At 50.7% G+C, this 24,585-nt stretch carries 24 protein-coding genes; 7 read left to right on the forward strand and 17 right to left on the reverse strand.

The annotated features are described in order from the left end of the window. Positions 1–10: 10 nt before the first annotated feature. Both DZK30_RS08300 and DZK30_RS08305 read right to left on the reverse strand, forming a co-directional pair. A complete protein-coding gene (locus DZK30_RS08300; protein WP_118973661.1) occupies positions 11–1,060 on the reverse strand; it encodes a FecR family protein in 1,050 nt (349 codons plus the stop codon). Positions 1,061–1,215: 155 nt separating this feature from the next. Continuing rightward, positions 1,216–1,830, reverse strand: a complete 615-nt coding sequence (locus DZK30_RS08305; protein WP_118973662.1) for an RNA polymerase sigma factor — start codon at positions 1,828–1,830, stop codon at positions 1,216–1,218. Positions 1,831–2,096: 266 nt separating this feature from the next. Here DZK30_RS08305 and DZK30_RS08310 point away from each other — a divergent pair, with 266 nt between their 5' ends. From DZK30_RS08310 to DZK30_RS08325, 4 genes are all read left to right on the forward strand, one after another. After that, positions 2,097–2,828: a pirin family protein gene (locus tag DZK30_RS08310; RefSeq protein ID WP_118973663.1), complete on the forward strand. Its 732-nt coding sequence runs from the start codon at positions 2,097–2,099 to the stop codon at positions 2,826–2,828. A 13-nt stretch (positions 2,829–2,841) separates the two neighbouring features. Further along, positions 2,842–3,150 (forward strand): response regulator receiver protein, encoded by a 309-nt coding sequence (locus DZK30_RS08315; RefSeq protein ID WP_118973664.1) that lies wholly within the window; start codon positions 2,842–2,844, stop codon positions 3,148–3,150. A gap of 21 nt (positions 3,151–3,171) precedes the next feature. Continuing rightward, on the forward strand, positions 3,172–4,119 hold the full coding sequence (locus DZK30_RS08320) for a ring-cleaving dioxygenase (protein ID WP_118973665.1): 948 nt from the start codon (positions 3,172–3,174) through the stop codon (positions 4,117–4,119). Positions 4,120–4,183: 64 nt separating this feature from the next. Beyond that, a complete protein-coding gene (locus DZK30_RS08325) occupies positions 4,184–4,801 on the forward strand; it encodes an alpha/beta hydrolase (protein WP_118974019.1) in 618 nt (205 codons plus the stop codon). Positions 4,802–4,813: 12 nt separating this feature from the next. Here the strand turns inward: DZK30_RS08325 and DZK30_RS08330 are convergent, their stop codons facing one another. The 6 genes from DZK30_RS08330 to DZK30_RS08365 form a co-directional block, all read right to left on the reverse strand. Then, positions 4,814–5,395, reverse strand: a complete 582-nt coding sequence (locus DZK30_RS08330; RefSeq protein ID WP_118973666.1) for a Crp/Fnr family transcriptional regulator — start codon at positions 5,393–5,395, stop codon at positions 4,814–4,816. Positions 5,396–5,635: 240 nt separating this feature from the next. Then, complete coding sequence (locus DZK30_RS08335) at positions 5,636–6,970, reverse strand: HlyD family secretion protein (RefSeq protein ID WP_118973667.1); 1,335 nt, start codon at positions 6,968–6,970, stop codon at positions 5,636–5,638. Between the two features lie 13 nt (positions 6,971–6,983). Beyond that, a complete protein-coding gene (locus DZK30_RS08340; RefSeq protein ID WP_118973668.1) occupies positions 6,984–9,179 on the reverse strand; it encodes a peptidase domain-containing ABC transporter in 2,196 nt (731 codons plus the stop codon). Beyond that, on the reverse strand, positions 9,151–12,351 hold the full coding sequence (locus DZK30_RS08345) for a lantibiotic dehydratase (RefSeq protein WP_118973669.1): 3,201 nt from the start codon (positions 12,349–12,351) through the stop codon (positions 9,151–9,153). The genes DZK30_RS08340 and DZK30_RS08345 overlap by 29 nt, the downstream gene beginning before the upstream one ends. A gap of 987 nt (positions 12,352–13,338) precedes the next feature. Continuing rightward, positions 13,339–13,611, reverse strand: coding sequence for a class I lanthipeptide (locus tag DZK30_RS08360; RefSeq protein WP_118973672.1), 273 nt, complete (start codon positions 13,609–13,611; stop codon positions 13,339–13,341). Positions 13,612–14,062: 451 nt separating this feature from the next. Beyond that, positions 14,063–14,293 carry a hypothetical protein gene (locus DZK30_RS08365; RefSeq protein ID WP_162902946.1) on the reverse strand — a complete coding sequence of 77 codons (231 nt, stop codon included), beginning with the start codon at positions 14,291–14,293 and terminating at the stop codon, positions 14,063–14,065. 138 nt (positions 14,294–14,431) lie between these two features. On the opposite strand from DZK30_RS08365, the gene DZK30_RS08370 reads away from it, so the two are divergent. The 3 genes from DZK30_RS08370 (at position 14,432) to DZK30_RS08380 (ending at position 16,198) form a co-directional block, all read left to right on the forward strand. After that, a complete protein-coding gene (locus DZK30_RS08370; protein WP_118973674.1) occupies positions 14,432–14,758 on the forward strand; it encodes a helix-turn-helix domain-containing protein in 327 nt (108 codons plus the stop codon). Between the two features lie 207 nt (positions 14,759–14,965). Next, on the forward strand, positions 14,966–15,919 hold the full coding sequence (metF, locus tag DZK30_RS08375; protein WP_118973675.1) for a methylenetetrahydrofolate reductase [NAD(P)H]: 954 nt from the start codon (positions 14,966–14,968) through the stop codon (positions 15,917–15,919). 51 nt (positions 15,920–15,970) lie between these two features. Continuing rightward, complete coding sequence (locus DZK30_RS08380; protein ID WP_162902947.1) at positions 15,971–16,198, forward strand: hypothetical protein; 228 nt, start codon at positions 15,971–15,973, stop codon at positions 16,196–16,198. Between the two features lie 67 nt (positions 16,199–16,265). Here DZK30_RS08380 and DZK30_RS08385 read toward each other — a convergent pair whose 3' ends face one another. The 9 genes from DZK30_RS08385 to DZK30_RS08425 all read right to left on the reverse strand — a co-directional run bounded on the left by DZK30_RS08385 (position 16,266) and on the right by DZK30_RS08425 (position 24,498). Beyond that, on the reverse strand, positions 16,266–16,958 hold the full coding sequence (locus tag DZK30_RS08385; RefSeq protein ID WP_162902948.1) for a hypothetical protein: 693 nt from the start codon (positions 16,956–16,958) through the stop codon (positions 16,266–16,268). A gap of 262 nt (positions 16,959–17,220) precedes the next feature. Beyond that, the gene (locus tag DZK30_RS08390; RefSeq protein WP_118973678.1) at positions 17,221–17,844 is read right to left on the reverse strand and encodes a porin family protein; all 624 of its coding nucleotides are present in this window, start codon (positions 17,842–17,844) and stop codon (positions 17,221–17,223) included. Between the two features lie 153 nt (positions 17,845–17,997). Next, positions 17,998–18,420: a GNAT family N-acetyltransferase gene (locus tag DZK30_RS08395; protein WP_118973679.1), complete on the reverse strand. Its 423-nt coding sequence runs from the start codon at positions 18,418–18,420 to the stop codon at positions 17,998–18,000. A 28-nt stretch (positions 18,421–18,448) separates the two neighbouring features. Further along, positions 18,449–21,199 carry a methionine synthase gene (gene metH / locus DZK30_RS08400; RefSeq protein ID WP_240432887.1) on the reverse strand — a complete coding sequence of 917 codons (2,751 nt, stop codon included), beginning with the start codon at positions 21,197–21,199 and terminating at the stop codon, positions 18,449–18,451. Between the two features lie 33 nt (positions 21,200–21,232). Then, positions 21,233–21,583 carry a VOC family protein gene (locus DZK30_RS08405; RefSeq protein ID WP_118973680.1) on the reverse strand — a complete coding sequence of 117 codons (351 nt, stop codon included), beginning with the start codon at positions 21,581–21,583 and terminating at the stop codon, positions 21,233–21,235. A 23-nt stretch (positions 21,584–21,606) separates the two neighbouring features. After that, complete coding sequence (locus DZK30_RS08410) at positions 21,607–22,737, reverse strand: glutathionylspermidine synthase family protein (RefSeq protein WP_118973681.1); 1,131 nt, start codon at positions 22,735–22,737, stop codon at positions 21,607–21,609. 20 nt (positions 22,738–22,757) lie between these two features. Further along, positions 22,758–23,102, reverse strand: coding sequence for a hypothetical protein (locus DZK30_RS08415; protein ID WP_118973682.1), 345 nt, complete (start codon positions 23,100–23,102; stop codon positions 22,758–22,760). 4 nt (positions 23,103–23,106) lie between these two features. Beyond that, the gene (locus DZK30_RS08420) at positions 23,107–23,421 is read right to left on the reverse strand and encodes an ABC transporter substrate-binding protein (RefSeq protein WP_118973683.1); all 315 of its coding nucleotides are present in this window, start codon (positions 23,419–23,421) and stop codon (positions 23,107–23,109) included. An 81-nt stretch (positions 23,422–23,502) separates the two neighbouring features. After that, positions 23,503–24,498 carry an aspartate-semialdehyde dehydrogenase gene (locus DZK30_RS08425; protein WP_118973684.1) on the reverse strand — a complete coding sequence of 332 codons (996 nt, stop codon included), beginning with the start codon at positions 24,496–24,498 and terminating at the stop codon, positions 23,503–23,505. Between the last annotated feature and the right edge of the window lie 87 nt (positions 24,499–24,585).

A 24,585-nucleotide genomic window follows, 5' to 3' on the forward strand; every position in this document is an offset into this window, starting at 1 on the left:
TAAGCTCGTGTTAATAACTGATATACATGCTGTCTTTGCCTGTAGTAATATGCAATCCCGACACCTTGCCCAGCACCAGGCTGATGTCTTCCAGGCTCATCGATTGATCGAAAGTGGCAGAGATATGCTTTGATGGCCGGCAGCCTTCTTTAAAGCGGGCATGGATGTTGTATTTTCTTTTCAGACCAATAGCGATCTCTGCCATAGTGCTGTTCTCAAAAACAAGCTTACCATTCTTTATATCCTGGCTTGTTCTGATGCTTATGGAATCAATACTGAATGTCGCTGCCTTGTTTTCCAGCGTCAGCTTTTTATTTGGCGTCAGGCAGGCTATAGCTTGCCAGTTATTTTGCCTGTCACGGTTGTGCACCATTACTTTGCCGGTAATCAAGGTTACGGTAGACTGTAGCTCGTCGGGATAGGCAACAACTTCAAAGCTGGTCCCGAGTACTTTGGTGAACAGCTTCCCGGTCATTACAGTAAAGGGCTGCGCCGGATTTTTGCGCACATCGAAGAAGGCTGCCCCGGTCAGCTGCACTTGTCTTTCTTTACCGGCAAAATGTTCCGGGTAACGGAGCCGGCTCCCCGGCGCGAGCCTTACAGCAGAGCCGTCTGGCAACATAACGGCTGCCTCCTGGCCATAGCCTGTAACTACTGTTTTCCATAAGGCCTTATGCGCACCGGCGCCGATCAGGTTGCGGATTTGTTCCTGCCGGCCGGCAACAACCAGCACAATGAGCGCTATAGAGACTGCTATAGCCCATTTGCGCAGCGCAGGCAGCCGCCATTTCCTGTCCGGCGTTTCCATGGGCTTCACCTGTGGCGCGACGGGCAATATTTCCGGCAGCGCCTCCGCTACCCTTTTCAGTATCCTTTCCTGCAGCACTGCTTCATAAGCGCCACGCCCCTGATACACTTCGGTAATATGATCCAATATGGGACGATGCTGTTCAGGGTCGGCTTTGATCCAGGCCGCTACCTGCTGCTGTTCCTCGTCAGTAGCACAGCCCTTGGCCATTTGCATCAGGCTTTGCCAGTTTACAGGGGTCGTTGCTTTCAAGCGCCGTCTGTTTTAATAATGATGAATGGATAGAAGGCCGGTATTGCCCTCTCTACTTCAGGAGGGACGCAGCAGCTGCGTCATTTTCCCATGCCGCCCGGGTTAAGAAATTATTAACGCTATTAAAGCAAACGGGAAACCGCCATGGGAGGCGTTTATAAGGTACAGGCTGTGAGCAGGAACAGCGTAAAGGCATTGCCAAGCGGCAAGGCCTCCGATATATATTCCCTTAGCTGCTTTATGGCACGGTCGATCTGGTTTCGTACCGTCTTTTCCGAAAGGTTGAGCTGATCTGCGATCTGGCCGTATTTGAGCCCGCTCCTGAACATAAGGAATACTTTTTTCCGTGCTGGCGGAAGTTGTTCCAAAGCCTCTTCCAACAACCGCATTCTTTCGGTCATTCTTTGCTCATGCGAGGGTTCAAAAGGATAGATCACAGCATCCCTATGGCCATGCAGGGGCGCCTCTTCGCTGATGCTCTCCAGAAGGGGGGCCTTTTTCAATGTGCGAAGGTAATTGATGCTATGGTTTCTTACAGTTGCATATAGATAAGCCTTCAGGCTGCTGGAAATGTCGATCCTGCTCTTCTTATCCCATAAGGTAATGAACGCATCTGCCACGATTTCTTCAGCATCGCATTCATTCTTGATATACTTCATACAATAAGCATGCAATAGCAGGGAATATTTTTCCACCAGTATCCTGAAGGCGTGTACATCGCCGGCTTTTACCGAATCGAAGAGGAGCAGGTCTATCTGGGCAGGAGACATAGAGCAGAAATTCCTCAAAGGTAGTCGCGGCGTTATTTAGAATATGGACCAAAAGCGTTATCTAAATATTACTATTTATTGGTGGCACACACGATGACACAAACTACCGGTAAAAACCTGGAAAATAAGCCAGGCCTTACATACAGCGGTTCCTAAAACCCGGGAAATACCTTTCGTCTTAATATAGGTTAAGATTATTTCTTGACCTGGTTCATTGGTATCGGGGGTATCGGCTACGGAAATTTGCAGTATCAATAGCACAAACAATGACACAATATATATGTCACAAGGCAGAGACCAGGGGCCACGATTATTCCGACTGGCTGGATAGTAAAAAAACATTCAGTTTTGCCGATTATTACAACCCCAAACGAATGAGCTTCGGCGCTTTGCGGGTGCTCAACGACGATGTGCTTACTGGTGGCAGCGGCTTCGGTACACATCCGCACGACAATATGGAGATCGTCAGCATACCGCTTAGCGGCAGCCTGCGGCACGAAGACAGCCTGGGTAATCATAATGTGGTCTCCGTCGGCTCGGTACAGGTCATCAGCGCCGGCACCGGTTTATTTCACAGCGAATATAATGGCAGCCCCACTCAGCCTGCAGCTTTCCTGCAGCTTTGGATCTATCCCGACGTATTGAATACTACGCCCGGTTACACGGCAATAACACTGCCACGAACCTTTCGGGAGAACCATTTGTATCCCTTTATCCAGCCCGGCAATGGCGCGGCTACGGTGACCATCCGGCAAGATACCTGGATGAGCATGGGTTTCTTCGACAATGCCTCCGTAACGGAGTACCAGATGCACAAAGAAGACAACGGTGTCTATGCTTTTGTGATTGGCGGCGCCTTTGATATAGATGGCAGGGTTTTACAAAACAGAGATGGCCTGGGTATCTACAACGGTGAAGGGGTTACGATCCGCTCCCTGAGCGATCAAGCCGGGCTGCTACTGATCGAAGTACCGATGAGCCTGCCCTTCGCCGTCTAAACTTTCTTTGACGATGGAAAACACAAAGATCCGCATACTCGCATTGGGCTATAACCCACCGATCATGGCCGTCGTGCTCCGGCTTATCAACAGCCATGACAACTGGAACGGTGAAATGGCCTCTTCTTTAGAGGAAGCTTTATTCAAGTTGAGCAATCACAGCTACGATGTGGTGTTGCTGTGCGCCGGGGTTAGCAGCCCGGACGAGACCATTCTGAAACAAAACATTAGCGCTGTAGGGCCGAAGACCAGGCTGATACGCCATTTCGGCGGTGGAAGCGGTTTGCTGGAAAGCGAGATCCGCAGGGGACTGCAACAATAAATTTTTAAACGATCCAATACAATGAATGAATCACGCATACTGGGCCTGCACCATATCACGGCGATAGCAGGCAACGCGCAACGCAACTACGATTTCTATACCCAGGCCCTCGGCCTGAGAATGGTCAAGAAAACCGTGAACTTCGATGATCCCGGCACCTATCACTTCTACTATGGTAATGAGACGGGCACACCGGGCACCATTCTTACTTTCTTCCCCTGGGAAGGCATAGGCCAGGGCCATACCGGCACCGGCATGGCTACAGAGATAGGCTACTCGGTACCGGCCGGAAGCCTGGACTTCTGGAGGGACCACTTTACCCGCCTGCAGGTCCCTTCTACAGAAACAGGGGAGCGCTTCGGGGAAACATTTCTCTCTTTTACCGATCCCGATGGACTGAACCTGGCTTTACTGGTCCCGGATAAGAACGATAGCCGGCCAGGATGGACAAGTGGGGAAATAGGTCCGGAAGCAGCCACCAAAGGCTTTCACAGCGCTACCCTAACCCTGAAAGCCATTGATCCCACGGCGCGTGTGCTGACCGACATCTTTGGTTATCGCCTGCTGTCGCAGGAGGGAAACCGGTACCGGTTTATTACTGACGCGGTGCCGGACGCTGCGATAGTCGATCTGCTGGAAACGCCGGATGGTAAGCCAGGCCGCAATGCCGCTGGCACCAATCACCATATCGCCTTCAGGGTCGCCGATAGCAATGCCCAAATGGCTTACCGGGAAAAAGTGCTCAGCAAAGGATTGCAGATCACACCGCAGATCGACAGGGACTATTTTTTCTCGCTGTATTTCCGCGAGCCGGGTGGGGTGCTCTTTGAAATTGCCACCGACAATCCCGGATTTACCGTAGATGAGCCGCTCGCCGAGCTAGGCAAGGGTCTGAAGCTGCCAAAGCAATATGAGCCGGCCAGGGCAGAGATCGAAAGGTCCTTGCCATCCCTGCGGCAGCAAGGTTAAATGAATGAAGCAGGAGCATGCTCCGGCAATGCTCCTGTATACTTTACCTATTCAAATGAATGTTATGCACAAAGAAAACCTGGCAACAGCCGGGGCCAGCCTGGAAACGGCGTCCAGGGCATTGATCATGATACACGGCAGAGGCGGTTCTGCAGCCGACATACTATCGCTTGCGGAACACCTGAATGTCGCCGGCTATGCGTTGATGGCGCCGCAGGCTACCGGTCATACCTGGTACCCGCAATCTTTCCTGGCCCCACCGGCACAGAATGAGCCCTCATTGTCTTCGGCATTAAACCTGCTGCAACAGCTGGTGGCTGGTATACTCAGGAAGGGAATGAGGCCGGAGCAGATCTGTTTTCTCGGCTTCTCGCAGGGCGCTTGTCTGATGCTAGAATTCCTGGCGCGGAACGCCATGAAATATGGCGGAGCCGCCGCTTTCACCGGCGGCCTTATTGGCGACCGTATTTATCCCGCAAATTACTCCGGCATTTTCGATGGCATGCCGGTCTTTATCGGCAGCAGTGATCCCGACATACACGTTCCGGTTCAGCGGGTGAAAGAGACGACCCGTATGCTGGAAAGCATGGGTGCAACCGTTACCGAAAAAATATACGCCAACATGGGGCATACGATCAGCAGGGAAGAACTGGACCTGGCCAACGGGCTCATCTTCGGATAAGTGTGGATATACCTATTTCTTCTTAAGTATCCCGCTTCTCACCCTGCTTAAAAACTCCGGCGATACACCCAGGTAGCGGGCGATCTGGTTCTGCGGAACCCGTTGCGCAATGTGTGGGTATTTCTCCATGAAAGCAAGGTAGCGCTGCTCTGCCGTTTGGGATACCAGGCTATGGAAGCGACGTTGCAAGGCAAACAGGGAACGTTGGACCAGCAGGCGGAACAGCGTTTCAAACTTGGGGATCTTCTCGTAGAGCATTGCCTTGCTCTTACGGTCGATGATCAGCAGCTCGCTGTCCTCGATCGCCTCTATGAACATATCTGATGGTTGCTGCTCGGTGAAGCTATACAGATCGCTTACCCACCAGTCTTCAACCGCAAAGGACAAGATCGTCTCTGTACCATCTTCGCTAAGGTAATAGGTGCGGAGACATCCTTTAACTATATACGCTTCGAAATCGCATACTTCTCCTTCCTGGAGCAGGTAGCTGCGCTTCCGGATCCGGCGGAACTTCAGCAGCGCATGGAACTGCTCCCGCTCTTCCCCGGTAAGGGAGATACACTGGTCGGTAAATTTATCGATCTGTTCAAACATAGCGTAAAGATAGCTAACAAAGGTATAGCCATACCGGGTTGCAAGCCCCGGGATCCGCTTTGCCAATCTTCAGCGGACGTCGCCAACAGAGGCGTATGTAGACCAGGCAATATGTTATTGATAAGGCGGAGACTATAAACCTGGCCTAATAAAACAAGCCGTCCCGCGTTTATCGGGACGGCTTGCTTATGCTACCAACTATGTAGGAAATACCTTACGCAGATGAATGTGCAGCGACAGCTAACGTCGCCACTTGCCGTATACTTTTTCAAACAGGCGTTGCAACACACTTTTATCTTCAGTCATGATCTCTCCTAAACCAAAAAGCTGGGGCTGCGCCGGTATTGCTTTGCCGGCATTGGTCTTCAATCCGTTTTCCAGCTTGATTTCCAGCACAAAGGTGCTATCCATCGCCACTGCAGAACGGGAGACAACTATGCCTCGTAACATACCGTATTCTTCAAAGGGATAGGCCGTAAGTTTGATCAGCACCTTCTGACCTGCTTCGATCTTGCCCGAACGGTCGATACCGATATCTCCACGCACAACATATTCCTGGGCAGGTGGCACCACCATCATTACGCCTTCTCCTGCCTGTACAAACTGGTTCTCTTTCCAGTAACGGAAAAAGGTGACCTTACCTGCTGTGGGACTACGCAGGATATAGCTTTGCTCCCATTGCGCATATTGTCCCAGGAAGCGGGTAGCCACATCCTTCAGCTTTTGCTGCAGGTTATTTTCTTCGCTGCGCTGCTGTTGCCGGATGTCGGTAATGTTCTTCTCGTATTGGGCCTGTTGAAGACTGTTCTGGATAATATTGCTCTTGTTACCTTCCGTATTCATTTGCTGATCGAGCATCTGCTTGCGCGACTGCTCATACTCCACACGGGAGATCACCTTATTCTTTACCAGGTCCGAATCGGCTGAGAAGCGACGATGCTGCAGTTCCAATTGTTCCTTCAGCATTCTGTCCTTAGTGCTCAATTCACGGTTCAGTTGGTTGTTGTAAGTCACCTGTTTTTGCAGGTTGTCTACGGTAGCGCCGTAAACATTGTGTTTAAGGTAGAAGCGGTAATCCTGGAGGGCCTGGATCAACTCGGCATATACCGACTGCAGATCGCCCAGGTGTAATCCGGCCGGCAGGTCGACCGCCAGTGAGAGTGCGGCAAGATCAAGTGCGGTATCGATCTGCTGTACCAGGGGCACCACCTTGAGCATTTCATCGTAGTTTGCAGCATTGGCAAGGATACACAGCAACTGGTCTTCCTTGACCATTTCATTGTCTTTGACAAAGATATTCTGGATCGGCAGGCTGGATCGTGCCACCAGCTTCACCGGCGGATTTGCTGCAGATATCGTTACCCGCGCCGGGATGATGTCGGGATATTTAAAAAAATACGAACCGACGAACAGACAAAGAAGCAATATGGCTACCATGGCGATACCACGGCGCACGATCCAGGAAGGCATACGCCCCATGATCTCCTGCACCTCTTCGCTCCGGATATCATCTTCCGGCCGGATCTCCTCCAGTGTACGGGGTTCTTCCAGTGTATGGTTGTTATTTTCAGGCATAATCGTCTACAGGTTAACTGCCCAGTTCCAGTTGATTTTTGACCAGTTCATAATAGCGGCCCCTACTGGCGGTAAGCTCGGCGTGGGTACCTACTTCCACCATCTGGCCTTTTTCCAGCACCACGATCTGGTCGGCGTTTTTTACCGTACTCAAACGGTGCGCGATCACAACCACCGTTTTCCCTTCAAAGAAACGGTCCAGATTTTCCATAATCACCTTTTCATTATTGGCATCCAGGGCGCTGGTGGCTTCATCGAAGAAAAGATATTGCGGATCTTTGTACACTGCCCTTGCAATCTGCATCCGCTGCTTCTGACCGGCGCTGATGCCATTGCCCGAGTTACCGATCTTGGTTTGAAAGCCCAGCGGCAATTCTTCTACAAACTCGCGGATATTGGCTACTTCGACCGCATGCATGATCTTTTGCATATCTGCACGCTCGTCGCTTACCGAAATATTACGGGCTATGGTATCGGAAAAGATAAAGCCATCCTGCATTACGGTACCACATTCATTGCGCCAGGATTTGGGAGATAGCTGCCTGAGCTCCTTGCCTCCAACCATAATCCGGCCCGATGTAGGATCGTAGAACTGCAGGAGCAATTTCAGCAGGGTCGTCTTACCGCTGCCGCTAGATCCTACGATGGCTGTCACTTTACCTTCGGGGATTTCCAGGTCGATATCCTTCAGCACAAAGGGCGATTGCGGCCCGCCATACTGGAAGGAAACATTTTCCAGAAGGATACTGTCCGATTTCTTTTCCAGCGGCGACAAAGCCAGCTGGCCTTCCAGCTCTTCTTCTTCCCGGTTATGGATCTCGCCCAGGCGGTCGAGACTGATCTTGGCATCCTGCGCAGCCTGTACGAAGCCCAGCAACTGATCCAGCGGGCTATTCATCTGGCCTATGATGTAGCTCACAGAGAGCATCATACCAAGACTCATATTACCGCTCATTACCTCGATTGCGCTGATGTAGGAAATGAGAATGTTCTTAAGCTGGTTGAAAAATACAGAGCCTACCTGCTGGTATTGGCCCAGGGCCAGACCCTGCACGCTGATCTTATATAACTTGGCCTGTACCTTTTCCCACTCCCATCGTTTGGGGCGCTCACAGTTGTTAAGCTTGATCTCCTGCATACCGGTAATGAGCTCGAACAGAACGTTCTCGTTATCGCTCATACGCTGGAAGCGTTTATAGTCCAGCTCTTTCCTCTTCTTGAGGAAGAATACGATCCAACCGATCGAGGCAATGCTGAATACTGTAAATACCAGCAGGATCTTAAGACTGTATATCGCCAGCACGATGGTGAACACGAACAAGTTGACAAAGGAGAACAGCGTAGACAGCGTAGTGCCGGTAAGAAAGCTCTGGATACGGCTATGATCGCCGATACGCTGATGGATATCGCCTATCATTTTCGTGTCGAAAAAGCGTATCGGGAGCTTCATCAGCTTGATAAGAAAGTCGGAGATAATGCTGATGTTGATCCGGCTGTTCATATGCAGCATGATCCAGCTTCGTATCATTTCGATGGCCGTACTTCCGGCAAAGAGCACCAGCTGCGAGATCAGCACAAGGTATACAAACCCTAGGTTCTGGTGATTGATACCATAATCCACCAGGCCCTGTGTAAGGAAAGGCGTGATGAGTGACAGCACACTGGCTACTATAATACTGAGAAAGAGCTGCAACACAAATTTGCGGTAGGGGCGCAGGTAGCTGAACAGGAACTTGAATCCTTTAGTTTCCTGCTGATCTTCCTTAGTAAGGTAAAAGTTCTCGGTGGGCTCCAGCATCAGCACGATCCCTTCCCGGCCATCACCCAGCCAGCTGCGCAGGAAGGTCTCGCGATCCACCTTTACCAGCCCGTGGCCGGGATCGGCTACCAGTATCTTATCTTTCCTTTTATTGCGGTCGTAATTCTGCGGAGGCAGTACAACAAAGTGCTTCTGGTTCCAATGCAGGATACAAGGCAGCGTAGCCTCTTCGTCCAACTGTGCAAAGGATATCTTGGCGGCCAGGGTACGAAAACCGATCTTTTCGGCAGCTTCGCTGATACCCAGCAGGCTTACTCCTTCCCGGGTTATATAAGATTGTTCTCTCAGGTATTCCAGGGAGTAATTCTTGCCGTAGTGCTTGGCCACCATGCGCAGGCAGGTGGGACCGCAGTCCATCGCATCAAGTTGTCTGTAAACGGTGAACGGCATCAGTTTTTCCTTTTTTTTGTATGCTCAGTTGTGATGAATAATATCTTTCCAGGAAGTGGTATATCACCAGCTCGTATTTACGTTGCTGGGCCACGAACAAGCGATTCATAAACATGTGGATATAGCTGGGTAATAGCTCGAAGAACAGCTTGCGGCTATCGCTTCCTTTCAGCTTCTCCTTCATTTGTTCGATCACCGGCATATTTTGCTCCGTTCGTATGGCAAACAGGGCTACCGCTTCATCTATCTCATTCTCCACATCCCTGGTCGCGTCCATATGCTGGAAGATGCTTTTCTGGTGCTTGCGATACTTATCGTTCAGTAGCTTTTGTAATGGCGCCTGTCCGCCGAATTCCCTGAAGAAGCTACCCTGTATCTGGCGGGCCAGCTCAGTCTTATCTTCCAGGTTCAGTCCGAAATCGCTCAGCAGCAAGTCGATGCCCCGCAAGGCAAACAGGAAGCGGTACTGCTCTCCTTCGGCTCCTTCCAGCAGGTTGATAAAACGCAAGATAGCAAGACTGTCGTTATGGAACAACAGCTCGGCCTCCTCAATAAATTCATGACGATACCGCTCCAGCTCGCGTGAATAGGTGTCTACAGCCACCTTGTCGATCATACCGCTGTCGAGCAGGGGCTGCAGGCATAGCATAAACTGCTTCTGCACCTCCAGCTGCTTGTCGGGGTTACTATTGTAGAAACGGAAACGAAGATGCGAAAAATCGTCACGGTAACGGATAAAGAAGAATTTTTCAAACAGCTCTTGCTCCAGGCCCGATTCGATAAAGGGCAGCAGGTTTTCCTTCAGCACCTTTTCGCCTGTCTTGGTACCGCAATAGATCTTGAAATATAACCATTCACTGAAAGGCGAGAACTTCTTTTGTACGGCCGACCGGTCCCCGGCAAGCACCAGGGGTTCTGCAGCAACTGCAGCCTCAGGAGCAGCAGGTTCTTTCTTCTCCTGCCCCTTCTTCTGCTTCCCTGCTACCGGGGCAGCAGCCTCTTCCTTCTTCGGCTCGCGGTTGAGGGGAATAATGATCTCGTTGGTAAAAGGATTGCCCTCCTTATCTGCGACAATACAGTTCTCGTCGGTAAAGAGAAACTCTTCGAGCGTGATCATTTTGTACCGCTTGAGGTAATGCAGGAATAGCTCTATACCACTATCTTCGCCAAAATCGATCAGCAGCTCGTTGTCGCCCTCCTTGTACACTACCCGTTGCGGTATATTGCTTTCGTCCCGCCATTTATCCAGAAAGGCTTTCTGGTTTTCTTTCTCTTTCGGCAGATCGTTGATCTCCTTTTCTTCAACCTTCCAGGTAGCCTTATACAGGATCAGGTCTTTGTATACCACGCGGGGCAATTGCTTCAGCGCTGCCAGGTTGCCCCAGTCCCATACGCCTGCAAAAGAAAGACCCTGCATCTGCAGGTCGCAGAGGAATTTATATACAGGAAGGCTCCGGTAACCGAAATTGTGCGCGGTAGTCAGCCTCGGAATTACTCTTTTATTAAGGCTCTTGCTTCTCAGCACCACCTCGTTATTACGCACGCTTACCATCAGGTCCTCAACAGGGATCTGGTGTGCTGCATCAATACCGGATTTACCGATATAAGGAATCTCGTAACCACGCAATACCGGGCGCAGCAGGATATTACCGATACGTGCCTGCGGCAGGTGTGCGATCTCGGCATATATCGCGTCTTTATACTCGGTCTCTTCCTCCTTCAGGATTGTGCGGGTAAAGTCGCGCAATACATCGCTGCCCGAAGTGAAGCGACCCAACAGGTTGCCGGCAGAGGGGCCGCCCATACCCGAAAGGTCAAAAGAAAAATGTTCGGGATCCAGCTGTGCATCCTTCTTCATAAGGCTGCCCATCACATGAATGCTGTTGGCAAAACGGAAGGAGGCAATACGGCCCTCGAATTCCTTCAGCTCCTCGGGCTTCAATTCGATTACCGGCTTCTTATGCTTCAGGTAGTCGTTGTACTTGCTGAGTGTATACTGCTGCAGGTAGTCAAACTCGCCGCCGCCGCCACCCTGACCGGCATAGCCTATATCGTCTACAAGGGGGCCACCGCCAGCCGATTCGTCTCTCACACCGGCATAGCCCAAGCCGAGGTCGGCATCCAGGATAATAGCCAGTGGCACTTCGCCTTCTTCGTAGCGGCTGAAAAAATTCTTTTTGAAATCGTCCAGCTCGGCGTTCTTTCCCTGCCGGGCCAGCACGGTAAGCTCTTCCGCCTGCTTCACCACAGCTTCGATCAACTCTTTATTCACCGAGTTCTGCGCCACCGATAAATACAGATCGGTCTGCAGTGTATTTTTAGGCACCTCCAGAGCCAGCCCCAGGTCTTTAAGCTCCTGCTCGATCTGTTGCAGATAGGCTACACCTTCCTGCGGCTCGCGGATCATACCCTGGATCTTTTTCAACTTTCCCAGCACTTCCTCTACACCGGAAAAGGCCTGCAGCTGGTCGATCAGCTGGTCGAGCGGCTCCTGGCCCGTAACACAGGGCTCCAGCTCCGAGATTAGCAGCTGCGACTGGATCATGCTCAAGATGAACTCCCGGGCTTCCTCTACTGTTACATCTTCCTGCGCACAGATCAGCGCTGCCAGCTCGGCAATACCGGCGCCGGTCCGGGCCCGCTCCAGTACCGACTGTATGTAGTCTGTTTTTTCAATGGAGGTGAGGTGATAGCTTCGGGTATTGTTGTCGATAGTATATTCGGCATAGCGGAAACCGTCGGGTAGCTCATACAAGCTGTTGTTGGTATAGAACTTCAGCTGCTCCTGCAGGCCCGATTGCTGCTCCAGCACCTGTATGATACCCGACATGTAGTTCATATCGAGACGCAGGCGGCGCATGTGCGTGCTGTTATCGGCCAGGGTAATCTTGGTACCCTCTTCCGTTACCGGTACCATAAGGCTTCCGGCAAAAGTACCATAGGGTGTGCAACGGGAACAGCTGCGCAGCCAGTACTTGGCAAAGCTCAGCTCTAGCTTTTCTTTATCCTTCCCTTTCAGCTCATCACGCTTCAGAAATTCGTTCCAATACTCCGGCGAAGAAAGATAAAGTCCCTCCTGGAAAATAGGACCGGTCTCAGACAAGGGTTGGTACGACAACTTAAGACTTTGTAGCGGCGTACGTAACAGTATGTTTGAAAAATGTTTTAACATAGCGATATCTGGTTTAAACAACAAAATTGACGCGGGTACGAAGCTATCAATTTACATAATTAAAGTTTCATAAATTTTTATTCCCTATATCCGGAGGCTTCCCCATCACAGGAAAATGAAGTTACGATTTTCAACCCTGCGGGAAGCCATATAGACTAAAATACGGGGGAAATCACCCGTTCAGCTCCGGGCAAATGCCATCCGACCCAGAGGAAAACCATAACCGGTTCCGTATTGCTTGTTACTGCGATTGTATTTCCCCAACCCTCCGGATTGTGGTATGGCGGCAGTAAAGTTCAGGGTTTTCGCGATCCGGAATTCCATGGTTTTCCAAAATACAGGGTTTCCCGTATACCGGAACATGAAGGAACATAGAGGCATGTAGCAAAGACCGGCATCATACGCCGCGGTTGCGTACACATCGCGATGGATCAGCGATAAAAGATTACCGATCCTGTATTTCAGGGATTTATTGAGCATAGGTACAGCTCCGGTACGGAGCAGGTTATCCGGTAGTAACCACAGGAAAATGTACTTCCTGTCTATAAAGTAATGTTTCGAAACAAAGCTGGCTTATCTGCGTGTAGCGGCGACTGTGCGGTGGTAGCAGCTGCCGCGTGCAGATTGTGCAAAAGGATTGCGCTTTTTCATTTTGTGCGTGTGTTTTGGTTAACGACCCTGTTTGGCCCGGATCATTCGGCGCGCCGTTTTTTAAGTATGCGGAACAGCATGAACCGGCCACAATACTCTATTGCAAAAAATAGCGAGCATCCAAATTACGGAAAAGTTACCGATAACAATATACCTGCTATTTTTCTTTTTCTACCGGCCCCGGGAGCGGCTCATCAGCGGTTTATCCCGGAGCAGCTATGTAGCATAACCATCGCTGTTTTTGCTTTTCTAAATTATGCTTAATGGGAAAATGCCAGCATCAAAAAAACAGCGCGTGACGGCGCTGTTATACTTATTCACTATTTCCTGGCACGGTTAGCCAATGGTACCGCAGCCCAGCAAAGAGGGGCAGTGGCCACTTTGCGCGGAGCAGGTAGGATCGGTGCTCTGCGGTGGTGGCGGGCAACCGGTGGGGATAAAAGAACAATCCAGGCAAACCGTATTGCAGGCTGTCTGGCAATTGGACACACAAGTGGCCACATCCGTAACACCGCCGCCGATCACCTTGTAGGATTTGTCGTTGGAAAGGCTGCTGATCACTTCTTTTTTGAACTGGAGTTTTCCCAGACCCATCTTGATCTTTTTCATAATAGTTTGGTTTGGTTTTAGCCGCAATAATCGCCTGCTGCCGAAGCGCTGTCATTTTACGTGTACAGGCACGTTTGCCTTCGCACTTGTATTCCGCCCCGAAGGCAAGCGGCATATTTTTAACCGTAGGACAAAGAGACGTCGGAGCCAACCCAGGCAAAAATCCGGATATCTAAAATACAACAATTGAAACGTATTTTATCAGCCTGGTTGGTACTACCGGCTATGTCTTTTCTCACAAGGTAACAGGACATGCAAAAACAATGTCCCGCCCGGGAGCAGGAGTTCCAAATCAGGCGGCACACAATAGCACCGTAGAAATTTTTCCTTAAAAGTAAATGAGCTGGCGTATTACCTCGTAACTCAAAGGCTGCATGGTCAAAAATAGCAGTCCGGCGCAACAATCTTTAGTTACATGTAAGTTCAATTTGCAGGTAGCGGCATACGGGATTTAGGGTACATAGCTCAGCTCATCTACTGTGCAGCCAAACAGCACTGCAATCTTCAGCTGCTTTGTATAGGGGATCTGAAATACATCGCCGGCGCCTGTATTGATCCAGCGGTAAAAGGTGCTGCGCGAGGCCGGCAGCACCGCTTCCAGCAGGCGGCGCATCATTATTTCATGCTCTCTGCGGTTAAGCGCATCCAGCCTTTCTCTGATATTATATTTCAGTTGTCTCATTATTGATACATTTGTAGTATTTTCAATTATCTTTACATACAGCACTCAAAGCGCATGTTTTAAGCATAAAGCAAATGTATATAAATGTAAGTTACATTTACGGCTAATTGTTTAAATATTTATTTATAAGCTCTATTGATGATTGACGTTAAAAAGTTTAGAAAGGAAAAGAAATTGACCCAAGTGGCATTTGGCCAGCTAATGGGTTATACCCATGCCTATATATCCAATGTGGAAAATAAGAAGGAGCCTGTAACGGATAATTTTCTCGACCGGCTTCATGAAGTATTCGGCATCGAGGTGGAAGAATTCAAGAGCTATAATCAAAAACCGGTTATCGAAGATCCGGGCGAAGAATACCTTCCCAAGTGGAAGGAGAAATACTATGAGTTGCTTGAAAAATACAACCACTGCCTCGAAGAAAAGGAAGTGCTGAGCAAGAAGGTCGCCGACAAGGAAGTCTAAGCCTTCAGAAGCGTGCTTCAATTGCCGCAGGCAGCTCCTTCTCTAACATAAAGCACCTGTGCTCCGGGCTGAGCAGCCCGTTTTCCAGCTATCCAGCCGTCTTGTGCTATATTTATGCCTGCCTATAGCAAGGTAAGTAACCGTTGTTTACCTTTGCAGCCTGTTTAAGCATCCCATTTACTAAAAACTGTTTATTCTTATTTTCCGATGAAAGTAACGGAACACATTGCCGGCGCTACCAAGCCGCTGGTCTCCTTTGAGATATTGCCGCCTGTAAAAGGTAAGAGCATCGACAACATCTTCAGCAATCTGGATCCGCTGATGGAATTCAAGCCTTCCTTTATTAATGTTACCTACCATCGCGCCGAGCAAACCTATAAACGGCGCGCCGACGGCAGCTTTGACCGGGTAGAGATCCGCAAACGTCCGGGTACGGTAGGCATTTGCGCAGCGCTCATGAACCGTTATCGCGTAGATGCGGTGCCGCACCTCATCTGCGGCGGCTTTGCCAAGGAAGAGACCGAAAACGCGCTGATCGACCTGCACTACCTGGGTATCGACAATGTGCTCGCGCTCAGAGGCGACTCTCCGGGCAATGAAAAATTCTTTGCGCCGCATCCGCAGGGACACCGGTATGCTGTGGAGCTGGTGCAGCAGGTGGTGAACCTTAACGAAGGTCATTACCTGGAGGAAGATATCGTGGATGCCGGCAAAACGGACTTCTGTATTGGCGTAGCAGGCTATCCCGAAAAACATTTCGAGGCAGCCAATATGGAGCTCGACCTGCATTACCTCCAGCAAAAGATCGCCGCCGGCGCCGACTATATTACGACACAGATGTTCTTCAACAACAACAGCTATTTCAAATACCTGGAAAATTGCAAGAATGCCAACATACACGTACCTATCGTACCGGGCCTGAAGCCGCTTACCAATAAAAAGCAGCTGAGCATGATCCCCAGCATTTTCCACGTAGACATTCCCCAGGAATTTACCAACGAAATGCTGAAGTGTAAGACCGATGCAGATTGTGAGCTGGTAGGTACCGAATGGCTGATCGCGCAGTGCCGCGAATTGCTGGCGAAGAAAGTACCGGTATTACATTTTTATACCCTGGGTAAGCCCAAAGTAGTCTACAATGTGGTCAAGGCCATCCTCTAGGCTTGCAGTACCTATTTTGCGGCCAACCCGTTTTTTAGCTACCTTTGCCTTATGAAAAGGATGGGATTAATGCTGGCGATGCTGCTCGCCGGTGGTTACCACGAAGCGATAGCACAAGGCTGCACCGTATGTACCCAAACAGCTGCGGGCCTGGGCGCCAGCAGCGCACAGGGATTGAATAGCGGGATCGTTTACCTGGCTTCCATTCCCCTCATCTTTATGGTCACCGTGGGCCTTATCTGGTACCGCAGAAGTCGTACCACTGCTACCGAAGAATAATATTTCAGATCATTATCATTATGGCCGCCGGAAGGGCGGCCTTTTTTAAGATCGATATAGCTAGCTGCTAGTCCCTATCCGCACCAAAGAAATAAGAAAGGCCGAAACCAAAATAAGTGGGTTGCTGGTTCAGCTTCAGATCGGGTTTGTCGGCATTGCCCCGGAGATAGAGCGCCGTGTTATCGCGGAAGGCATCCAGTAGCATTTGCCTCAGGAAGATGTGCAGGCGAAAATCGTATCGCAGATCATACTGTATCCCGCCGGAGATAAAGGGAAGGATACGTCTCCGCGACTGATCAATAAATTCATTATCCACAGGTGAACTACTGCCTTCCTGCAGCTGCGCCAGGAAGTAGCCGTTAAACTCCGCACCGATTCCGGCCATCCATTTCAGCCTTTCCTTTGCCGTCGATACCATGACCTCGGGATTCACGATAATGCTGGCCCTGTCCACGGCAAAAGAGCCGAAGCCCGGCACGTTGTAGCGGGTAAAGTCGACCTGGAAGCCCAGCCTGTTGCGCAATGCCAGGGCATTTTCTTCGGTGCCGTCCACGATAGTAATGAGGCTGAACCCGGTACTGCCCCAAAGCCCGAAAGAAGTGCCCTTGGCCGAGATAATGGGTATTTTGCCCGATACCAGAGCCTCCATAGCCATATGAATTCTGGGACGTTGCGCAGGCGTTGTTGCCGGTACAAAGAGCGCCAGGCACAAACACAATGTTGTGGGAAAATAAAAAAATACAGGCCGTGGTATGTTCATGGTCGGGGACTTCTGTCAGCCTTTTAGAACGCGCCGGAGCGGCCGATATTGCATGGCCGCCACCCCCTCCTGCAAAAAGAGCGGCTATCCGTTTACCGGTAACCGCTCAACAATCCATTGGATCAACAATCTCTATTAAGCGAATATCCGGATGTGAAATCCCCACCAGAAGCGGTTGCTGAGCCTGTCGAAGCATCGTCTTTGTCCTTTCGACGAGCTCAAGGACCGGCTTCGTCTCTTATATACGGATAGTCAGATTTTATCAATACCTGAACTTATACCCCAGCCCGATCTGTATCGCGCTTAAGCGGTAGCTGGGATCGTTAGTTTTATCCTTCTTATATACGCTACCGAAGAAATAATTATACCGCGCATCTACAAAAAAGCCTTTGTAGATATAGTAGGTAGCGCCGGCCAATACGCCTACCTGGATGGTTTGCAGATCGTCCAGGTCGCCATGATCCAGGGTCACCTCGCCCACCTTCGTTTTACTGGCCACATTAAAGTTAACGGAAGCCCCGGCATTGAAGCTCAGCGACGGAATGGGGAAATACCGGATCATCAGCGGTACGGAGATCTGGGAAAGATTGGTTTTCTGCTCCACTTTTGCCGGTCCCGACGCGTACGTATTCTTTACGGTGTGATAAGAATAAAGTGCTTCGATCTGCCCTTTGAGCTTGGATCCCGCCGGGCCTGAAATTTCCAGCAGGCCACCGGCATAAACACCGGGCCCGAAAGAGCTGGAAGGCTTACCCATGCTAACATTGCTATTAGCTATGCCGATGCGTGAGATATTGGCTCCGGCTTTAACACCAAACCGCAAAGGAGATTGTGCATAAACCGCCGAAGATGCTGCGAGCAATAAGATGACCGATAACTTTTTCATACAGTATGTGTTGTTTTATCCACGGCGAATATAGAGCAGTTACAAGCCAGCCTCTGTGTCTTTACCAATTATTTAGGCTTCATCACCAGCCTTTTATTAAAGAAAGGCTAAATTAAGGGTTGACTCCAGCCCGATGGAAAGCTACAAGCAGCGCTAGGCTTGCAGCCGCGTCATTTTATAATGCCATATCCCGGCCTCTTCAAAGCTATCGCCGCTTTTTACAAATCCGTTCTGCTCGTATACCGGCACTGCATCGACCTGTGCGTGCAGGTAAATATAGGCTGCATCGGCCGGCAGGTCGGCCAGCACTGCCGAGATCATGGCCGTAGCGATGCCTTTGCCCCTGAAGGCAGGCAATACCGCAAAACGTTCGAGCTTAAAGCCGGCATCGGTGCGGCGCCAACGTGCGGCACCGGCAGGAATGCCGTTAATGGCGGCAAGAAAATGTACCGCGATATCATCGTTCTCGTGCTCCAGGTCGGAGGGGCATCCCTGCTCCTGTACAAAAACAATATCCCTGATGGTCAAGGCCTGCTTTAATGCGGCCTCGTCCGTCACTTTGATTACCTTGATCATCTGTTATTTTAAAGGCTTTTGAGTGCTTTTATTCCATGTTTGGCTGCAGCCATTTCCGCAATGCTGCTTCCGGCAGACCTTTGCGCGACAAGTAGTCCTGGAACTGATCTTCGCTTATTTTGCCCACTCCGAAATAAATGCTTTGCGGATGCGAAAAATACCAGCCGCATACCGATGCGGCCGGATACATGGCCAGGTGCTCGGTGAGCTCAATACCGGTATGCTCCTTCACCTGCATCAGTTCAAACAGCTTGTTTTTTTCTGTATGGTCGGGGCAGGCGGGATAGCCCGGCGCAGGGCGTATGCCCTGGTAGGTTTCTTTAATAAGTGCATCCTGGTTCAATGCCTCGTCTTGCGCATAACCCCAGTACTCCTTGCGTACTTTAAGATGCAGGTACTCTGCAAAGGCCTCCACCAGGCGATCGGCCAGGGCTTGCAGCAGTATTTTGTTGTAGTCGTCAAGCGCCTCGTTAAACCGTTTGATATGGGGCTCGATACCGGCAATGCTTACTGCAAAGGCACCCATATAATCTTCGGCTTGCTGCGCAGGCTTTACAAAATCGGCCAGGGAGAAGCTCGGTTGTCCAGCTGCCTTTTTGATCTGCTGGCGCAACATCTCCAGTTGCTCCAGCACGCTGCCGTCTTCGTTATACAAAGTAATCGTATCGGGCCCTGTAGCCGCAGCCGGCCAGAAGCCGGCTACACCATGCGCCTGCAGCCAGTTATCAGCGATGATCTTGTCCAGCATCGCATTGGCATCATTGTACAGCCGTGTAGCCTCCTTGCCGGCATGTTCATCGCTGAGAATGGCCGGGAACTTGCCTTTCATTTCCCATGAAATGAAGAATGGAGTCCAGTCGATATAAGGCCTTATGGCATTCAGGTCTACATTGCGTAGCACTTTAGCGCCGTTAAAGGCGGGCTTCGTGGGTGTAAAGCTATCCCAGTCGATGGGCATACGGTTGGCCGATGCTTCCGCGTAGCTGATGTATTGCTTTACGGCTCTTTTGCTGTTGAAGTCTTCCCGCAGCTGATCGTATTCCGTCTTTAACGTATCCAGGAAAGCGCCCTTGGTCTCTTCGCTCAGCAGCTGGCCGGCAACCGTAACGCTGCGGGAGGCATCCAGCACGTGGATCACGCCATGCCCGTAGCCGGGTGCGATCTTTACGGCGGTATGCATGCGCGATGTGGTAGCTCCGCCAATGAGTAAGGGCTGCTTCATACCGCGCCGGTTCATTTCCGCAGCCACATGCACCATCTCATCGAGCGAAGGCGTGATGAGACCGCTGAGGCCTATGATGTCGGCCTGGTGCTTTTCGGCCTCGTCCAATATTTTATCTGCGGGAACCATAACGCCCAGGTCGATGATATCATAGCCGTTACAACCTAAAACGACACCCACGATATTTTTGCCGATATCGTGTACATCGCCCTTAACGGTGGCCATCAGTATTTTCGCAGCGCCGCTTTGCCGGGCGTTGGGATTGTCCCGTTTTTCCTGCTCAATGAAGGGCAGCAGGTAAGCCACGCTTTTTTTCATTACCCTGGCGCTCTTCACCACCTGCGGCAGGAACATCTTTCCACTGCCAAACAGGTCGCCCACTACATTCATCCCGTCCATCAGCGGCCCTTCGATCACCTGGAGCGGCCTGTCGTACCGGAGGCGGGCCTCTTCCGTATCTTCATCGATGTAGTCGGTAATGCCGTTGACCAGCGAATGCTTCAGGCGCTCTTCGACCGTGGCCTTACGCCAGGTTTCGTCTTTCACCGTTTCTTTGCCTTTGGCCTTTACGGTTTCGGCGAAAGCGATCAGCGCCTCGGTCGTTTCATTATGCTCATTGTTGCGGTTGAGCAGCACATCTTCGCACAGCTGCCGTAGCCGTGGCTCTATCTCATCGTAAACGACCAGTTGCCCGGCGTTTACAATGCCCATATCCATGCCTGCTTTAATGGCGTAGTAAAGGAATACGCTGTGTATCGCTTCCCTTACGTGGTCGTTGCCGCGAAAGGAAAAGGAAACATTGCTCACACCACCGCTGATCTTGGCCAGGGGCATCAGACGCTTGATCTCACGGGTAGCCTCGATAAAGTCGACCGCATAATTATTATGCTCTTCAATACCGGTAGCTACTGCAAATATATTGGGATCAAAAATGATGTCCTGGGGAGGAAAGCCTACTTGTTTTGTAAGTATCTTATATGCCCGGTGACAGATCTCTACCTTCCTGTCTTTGGTATCGGCCTGCCCTACCTCGTCGAAGGCCATGACGATAACGGCGGCGCCGAAGGCTTTGCAGATGCGGGCTTCTTTAATAAATTTTGCCTCTCCTTCTTTCATGGAGATGGAGTTGACGATACACTTGCCCTGGATACATTTGAGGCCGGCCTCTATGATCTCAAATTTGGAGGAGTCGAGCATGATAGGGATACGGGCAATATCCGGCTCGCTCTGCACCAGGTTGACGAAGGTGGTCATGGCTTTTACACCATCCAGCAGCGCATCGTCCATGTTGATATCCAGCACCTGGGCGCCGCTCTCCACCTGCTGGCGGGCTACACTGAGGGCCTCCTCGTATTGCTCCTCGCGAATGAGGCGGGCAAATTTCTTGGAGCCGGTCACATTGGTGCGCTCTCCTACATTGATAAAATTGGTCTCGGGCCTTACTACAAGGGGTTCCAGGCCACTGAGGCGCAGGAAAGGCTTAATCGTGCTCATTAAATACTTTGTTGTATAGTTAGATACCTGTTGTATCTCGTCGTTGCAAAATTTCTGCTTCACGGAGAAGCGCTGCAAATTTAATGAATTCGGGCCTTATTCCTTGTCGCTCCATACCGCCAGCACATTACCGTCGGGATCGGCAAAGTGAAAGCGCCGGCCGCCGGGGAAGGCAAATATGTCTTCGGTTATCGTTCCGCCGCTGGTTTTAACCTTTTCCCGCGCTTCCTCCAGAGCCGTTGTATATAAGATCACCAAGGGGCTACCTCCTGGTGCATGCTGCTCATTATGGGAAAACCCGCCATCCAGCTTACCGTCATTAAAGGCTACATAGTCTGGCCCATAGTCAGTAAAGGTCCAGCCAAAGGCTGCATGGTAAAAAGCCTTGATCTCAGGTATACGCCGGCAGCTGAATTCGATATAGTTGATGGAAAGCATTGCGCTCATAAAAATCAGGATTAATGGTTTTGTCAGACAATAAGGTGGGGAATGAATCGACTGGTATTATTGGTGATCAGGCCATTACTTTCCCGGATACCCATACCGGCCGGTTGCTGCCCGATAACCCAACTGCCAATCACAGGGTAATGGCCCTCAAATGCCGGCAATTCGTACAGGTCCTGGTAGACATACCCTTCAGCGCCATATTCACCACCGGTTTGTTGTAGCGGGAGTCCCTGTTTTACCAGCATGATATTGGCGCCTTCGCGCGACAGGATTGGCTTGCGGGCGTAGCTAACCAGGTCGCCCTGGTCAAAATAAGCCTTCAGGAGGTAAGGATGATCGGGGTATAGGTGCCAGAGTATGGGCAATATCGCCTTATTGGACAAGATCATGCGCCAGGCCGGCTCTATCCACAATGCTTTGTTACGATCTTCCGGTATCCTTTTACCAAAGGCATCCTGCACGATCCACTCCCAGGGATACAGCTTGAAGAGGTTCTTTATATCTTCCTCTTCCATATCGGCAAATACCTTACGTTCCTCATCCCAGCCGATATCGTCGATGAATACCAGCTGGGTATCGATCCCCGCCTGTATAGCGCAATCGCGCAGGTATTCGGTCGTTGTAAGATCTTCCAAACTCCTTTTGACACAGGAGAAATGCAGCTTCCCCGGCAGCAGATACTGCTTCAGGTAGCCCCAGTAGTCAACAAGCTTTTCGTGGATGCTGTTGAACTGATCCTTGCCCTTGTCGAAGTCCTGCAACCAATACCATTGCACAATGCCTGCTTCGTAAAGACTGGTAGGGGTATCGGCATTGAATTCCAGGAGCTTGATCTCACCATTGTTATAAGCCAGGTCAAACCGGCCATAGATCGAGGGATGATCTTCGTTCCAGGAGCGCTCTATCTCCGGCACAAACCAATCTGGTATATGAAACCTGGCGTATTGCCGGGTATCGATAACGAACTGCACGGCATTAAGACACATATCCCAGAGGTCGGCCGTGGCCGTTTCCAGTTTCAATATTTCCGCCAGGGAGAAGCTGTAATAAGCACTCTCGTCCCAATAAGGCACATTGGTAGAATGAAAGCCGAAACCCAGTTGTTCCACCGCTTTTTCCCAATTGTGCCGGGGGCTGATCCGGTTTCTTTGCATAGTCGATTATGTTTAAGCAGTCAGGAAACAGAGGAGCCGCCTCTGCCGAAGCCGCCGCGCACGATGGCGCTTTTGGTGCTATTGGTACCCGTATTGGACCTGGTGTGCAGGCCGCCGCTATAATAGCCGGCATGGTCGTAGCGTCCGTTATTGTATCGCCCGTAAGGCCTGAAGGCGTAGTACCACAACAGCGCCCCAGCCACACCCGAGTGATAATGTGTACGGGTGTACGAAGCCGTGGTATCGGATCGCATATATACTTTTTTTTGGTCCCAGCTGCCGCTGGCGCCGCTTTGCTGCTCTTTATGACAGGAGGCTAAGGCCGATGTAATGAGCACCAGGGTGATCGTTTTGCTTTTTTTCATCGCCTTATTTTACTGTAATGTAAATTTCGTAATCTTTCTTTTTCTCCTTAGGACCCGAAGTGTTTGCCTCATCGTTAGTTACCGGCTCGGTACCCAGCGACTTCAGTGTGTCGGTGGTCACAAAGGTTTTGGCGACAGCCCCTTTTAACCATACTTTATGCGTGGTTGTCAGCAGATCGACACTATCGGCGTGGGTAACGCTGATAACGGTTTCAATCGACCCGTCTTTATTGGGCTGTTCAACGACGTCTTCGTTGTCGTCTTTACCACAGCTGCTCAGTAACAGCACAGCGGCCGGCAGATAGAATATTTTTTTCATGAGGGATTATGGCAATAAGCAATTTTTAAAAAGGAGAGATGTTCGCGGTATGATACAGCGATCGCAAGGTCAGCATTTGTTTTACGTCGTTATCCAACGTTGCGCCACGATGTACTCGGCAATCTGCACCGCATTGGTAGCCGCACCCTTACGCAGGTTGTCGGCAACGATCCAGCAATTCAGCGCACGGTCGCGGGAGAGGTCGCGGCGCAGGCGGCCGACAAATACCTCGTCCTTACCTGCCGCCAATACCGGCATGGGATACACATTGTTTTTTGGGTCGTCCATAACCACGATACCCGGCGCGCTCTCCAGCAGCCGGCGCAGTTCGTCGAGGTCGTAGTCCTGCTCAAATTCAATGTTCACACTTTCGCTGTGACCGCCCACTACAGGCACCCTTACCGTGGTGGCCGATACGCGTATGCTATGGTCGCCCATGATCTTCTGGGTTTCCTGTATCATCTTCATTTCTTCTTTGCTGTAACCATTGTCCTGGAAGACATCGATATGCGGCAGTACATTCAAATCGATCTGGTGCGGGTACAAGGGTTTATGCGTTGTCTTTTCGCGTTCCGACATCAGGTGATCCACACCTTTCTGCCCGCTGCCGCTCACGCTTTGGTAAGTGCTCACCACAACACGGTTGATCTTATATTTATCATGGAGTGGCTTCAGCACCACTACCATTTGTATCGTAGAGCAATTGGGGTTGGCGATCACACGATCTTCTTTGCTCAGGGCCGAAGCATTGACCTCTGGCACCACCAGCTTCTTATCGGGATGCATGCGCCATGCCGAGGAGTTATCGATCACATAGGTACCCACAGCTGCAAAGGCTTCGGCCCATTCCAGCGACGTAGCACCGCCCGCAGAGAACAGGGCGATATCGGGCCGCATGGCAACGGCTTCCTGCAGCGTAACCACCGTGTATTCCTTACCCTTGAACAAGACCTTCTTACCCTTCGATCGTTCAGAGGCTACAGGGATCAGCTCCGTTACCGGAAAATTTCTTTCTTCAAGGGTGTGCAACATAGTGCTGCCCACGAGGCCGGTCGCACCGACTACTGCTACTTTCATAATGGGTTGAAACAATTTTTGGCGGTCATATATGCCGCATGATACGAATGCTTACGATTTAAAAAAAGCCTTATGCACAGGGCTAAG

The organism is Taibaiella koreensis (assembly GCF_003545715.1).
Taxonomy (GTDB): Bacteria; Bacteroidota; Bacteroidia; order Chitinophagales; family Chitinophagaceae; genus Taibaiella; species Taibaiella koreensis.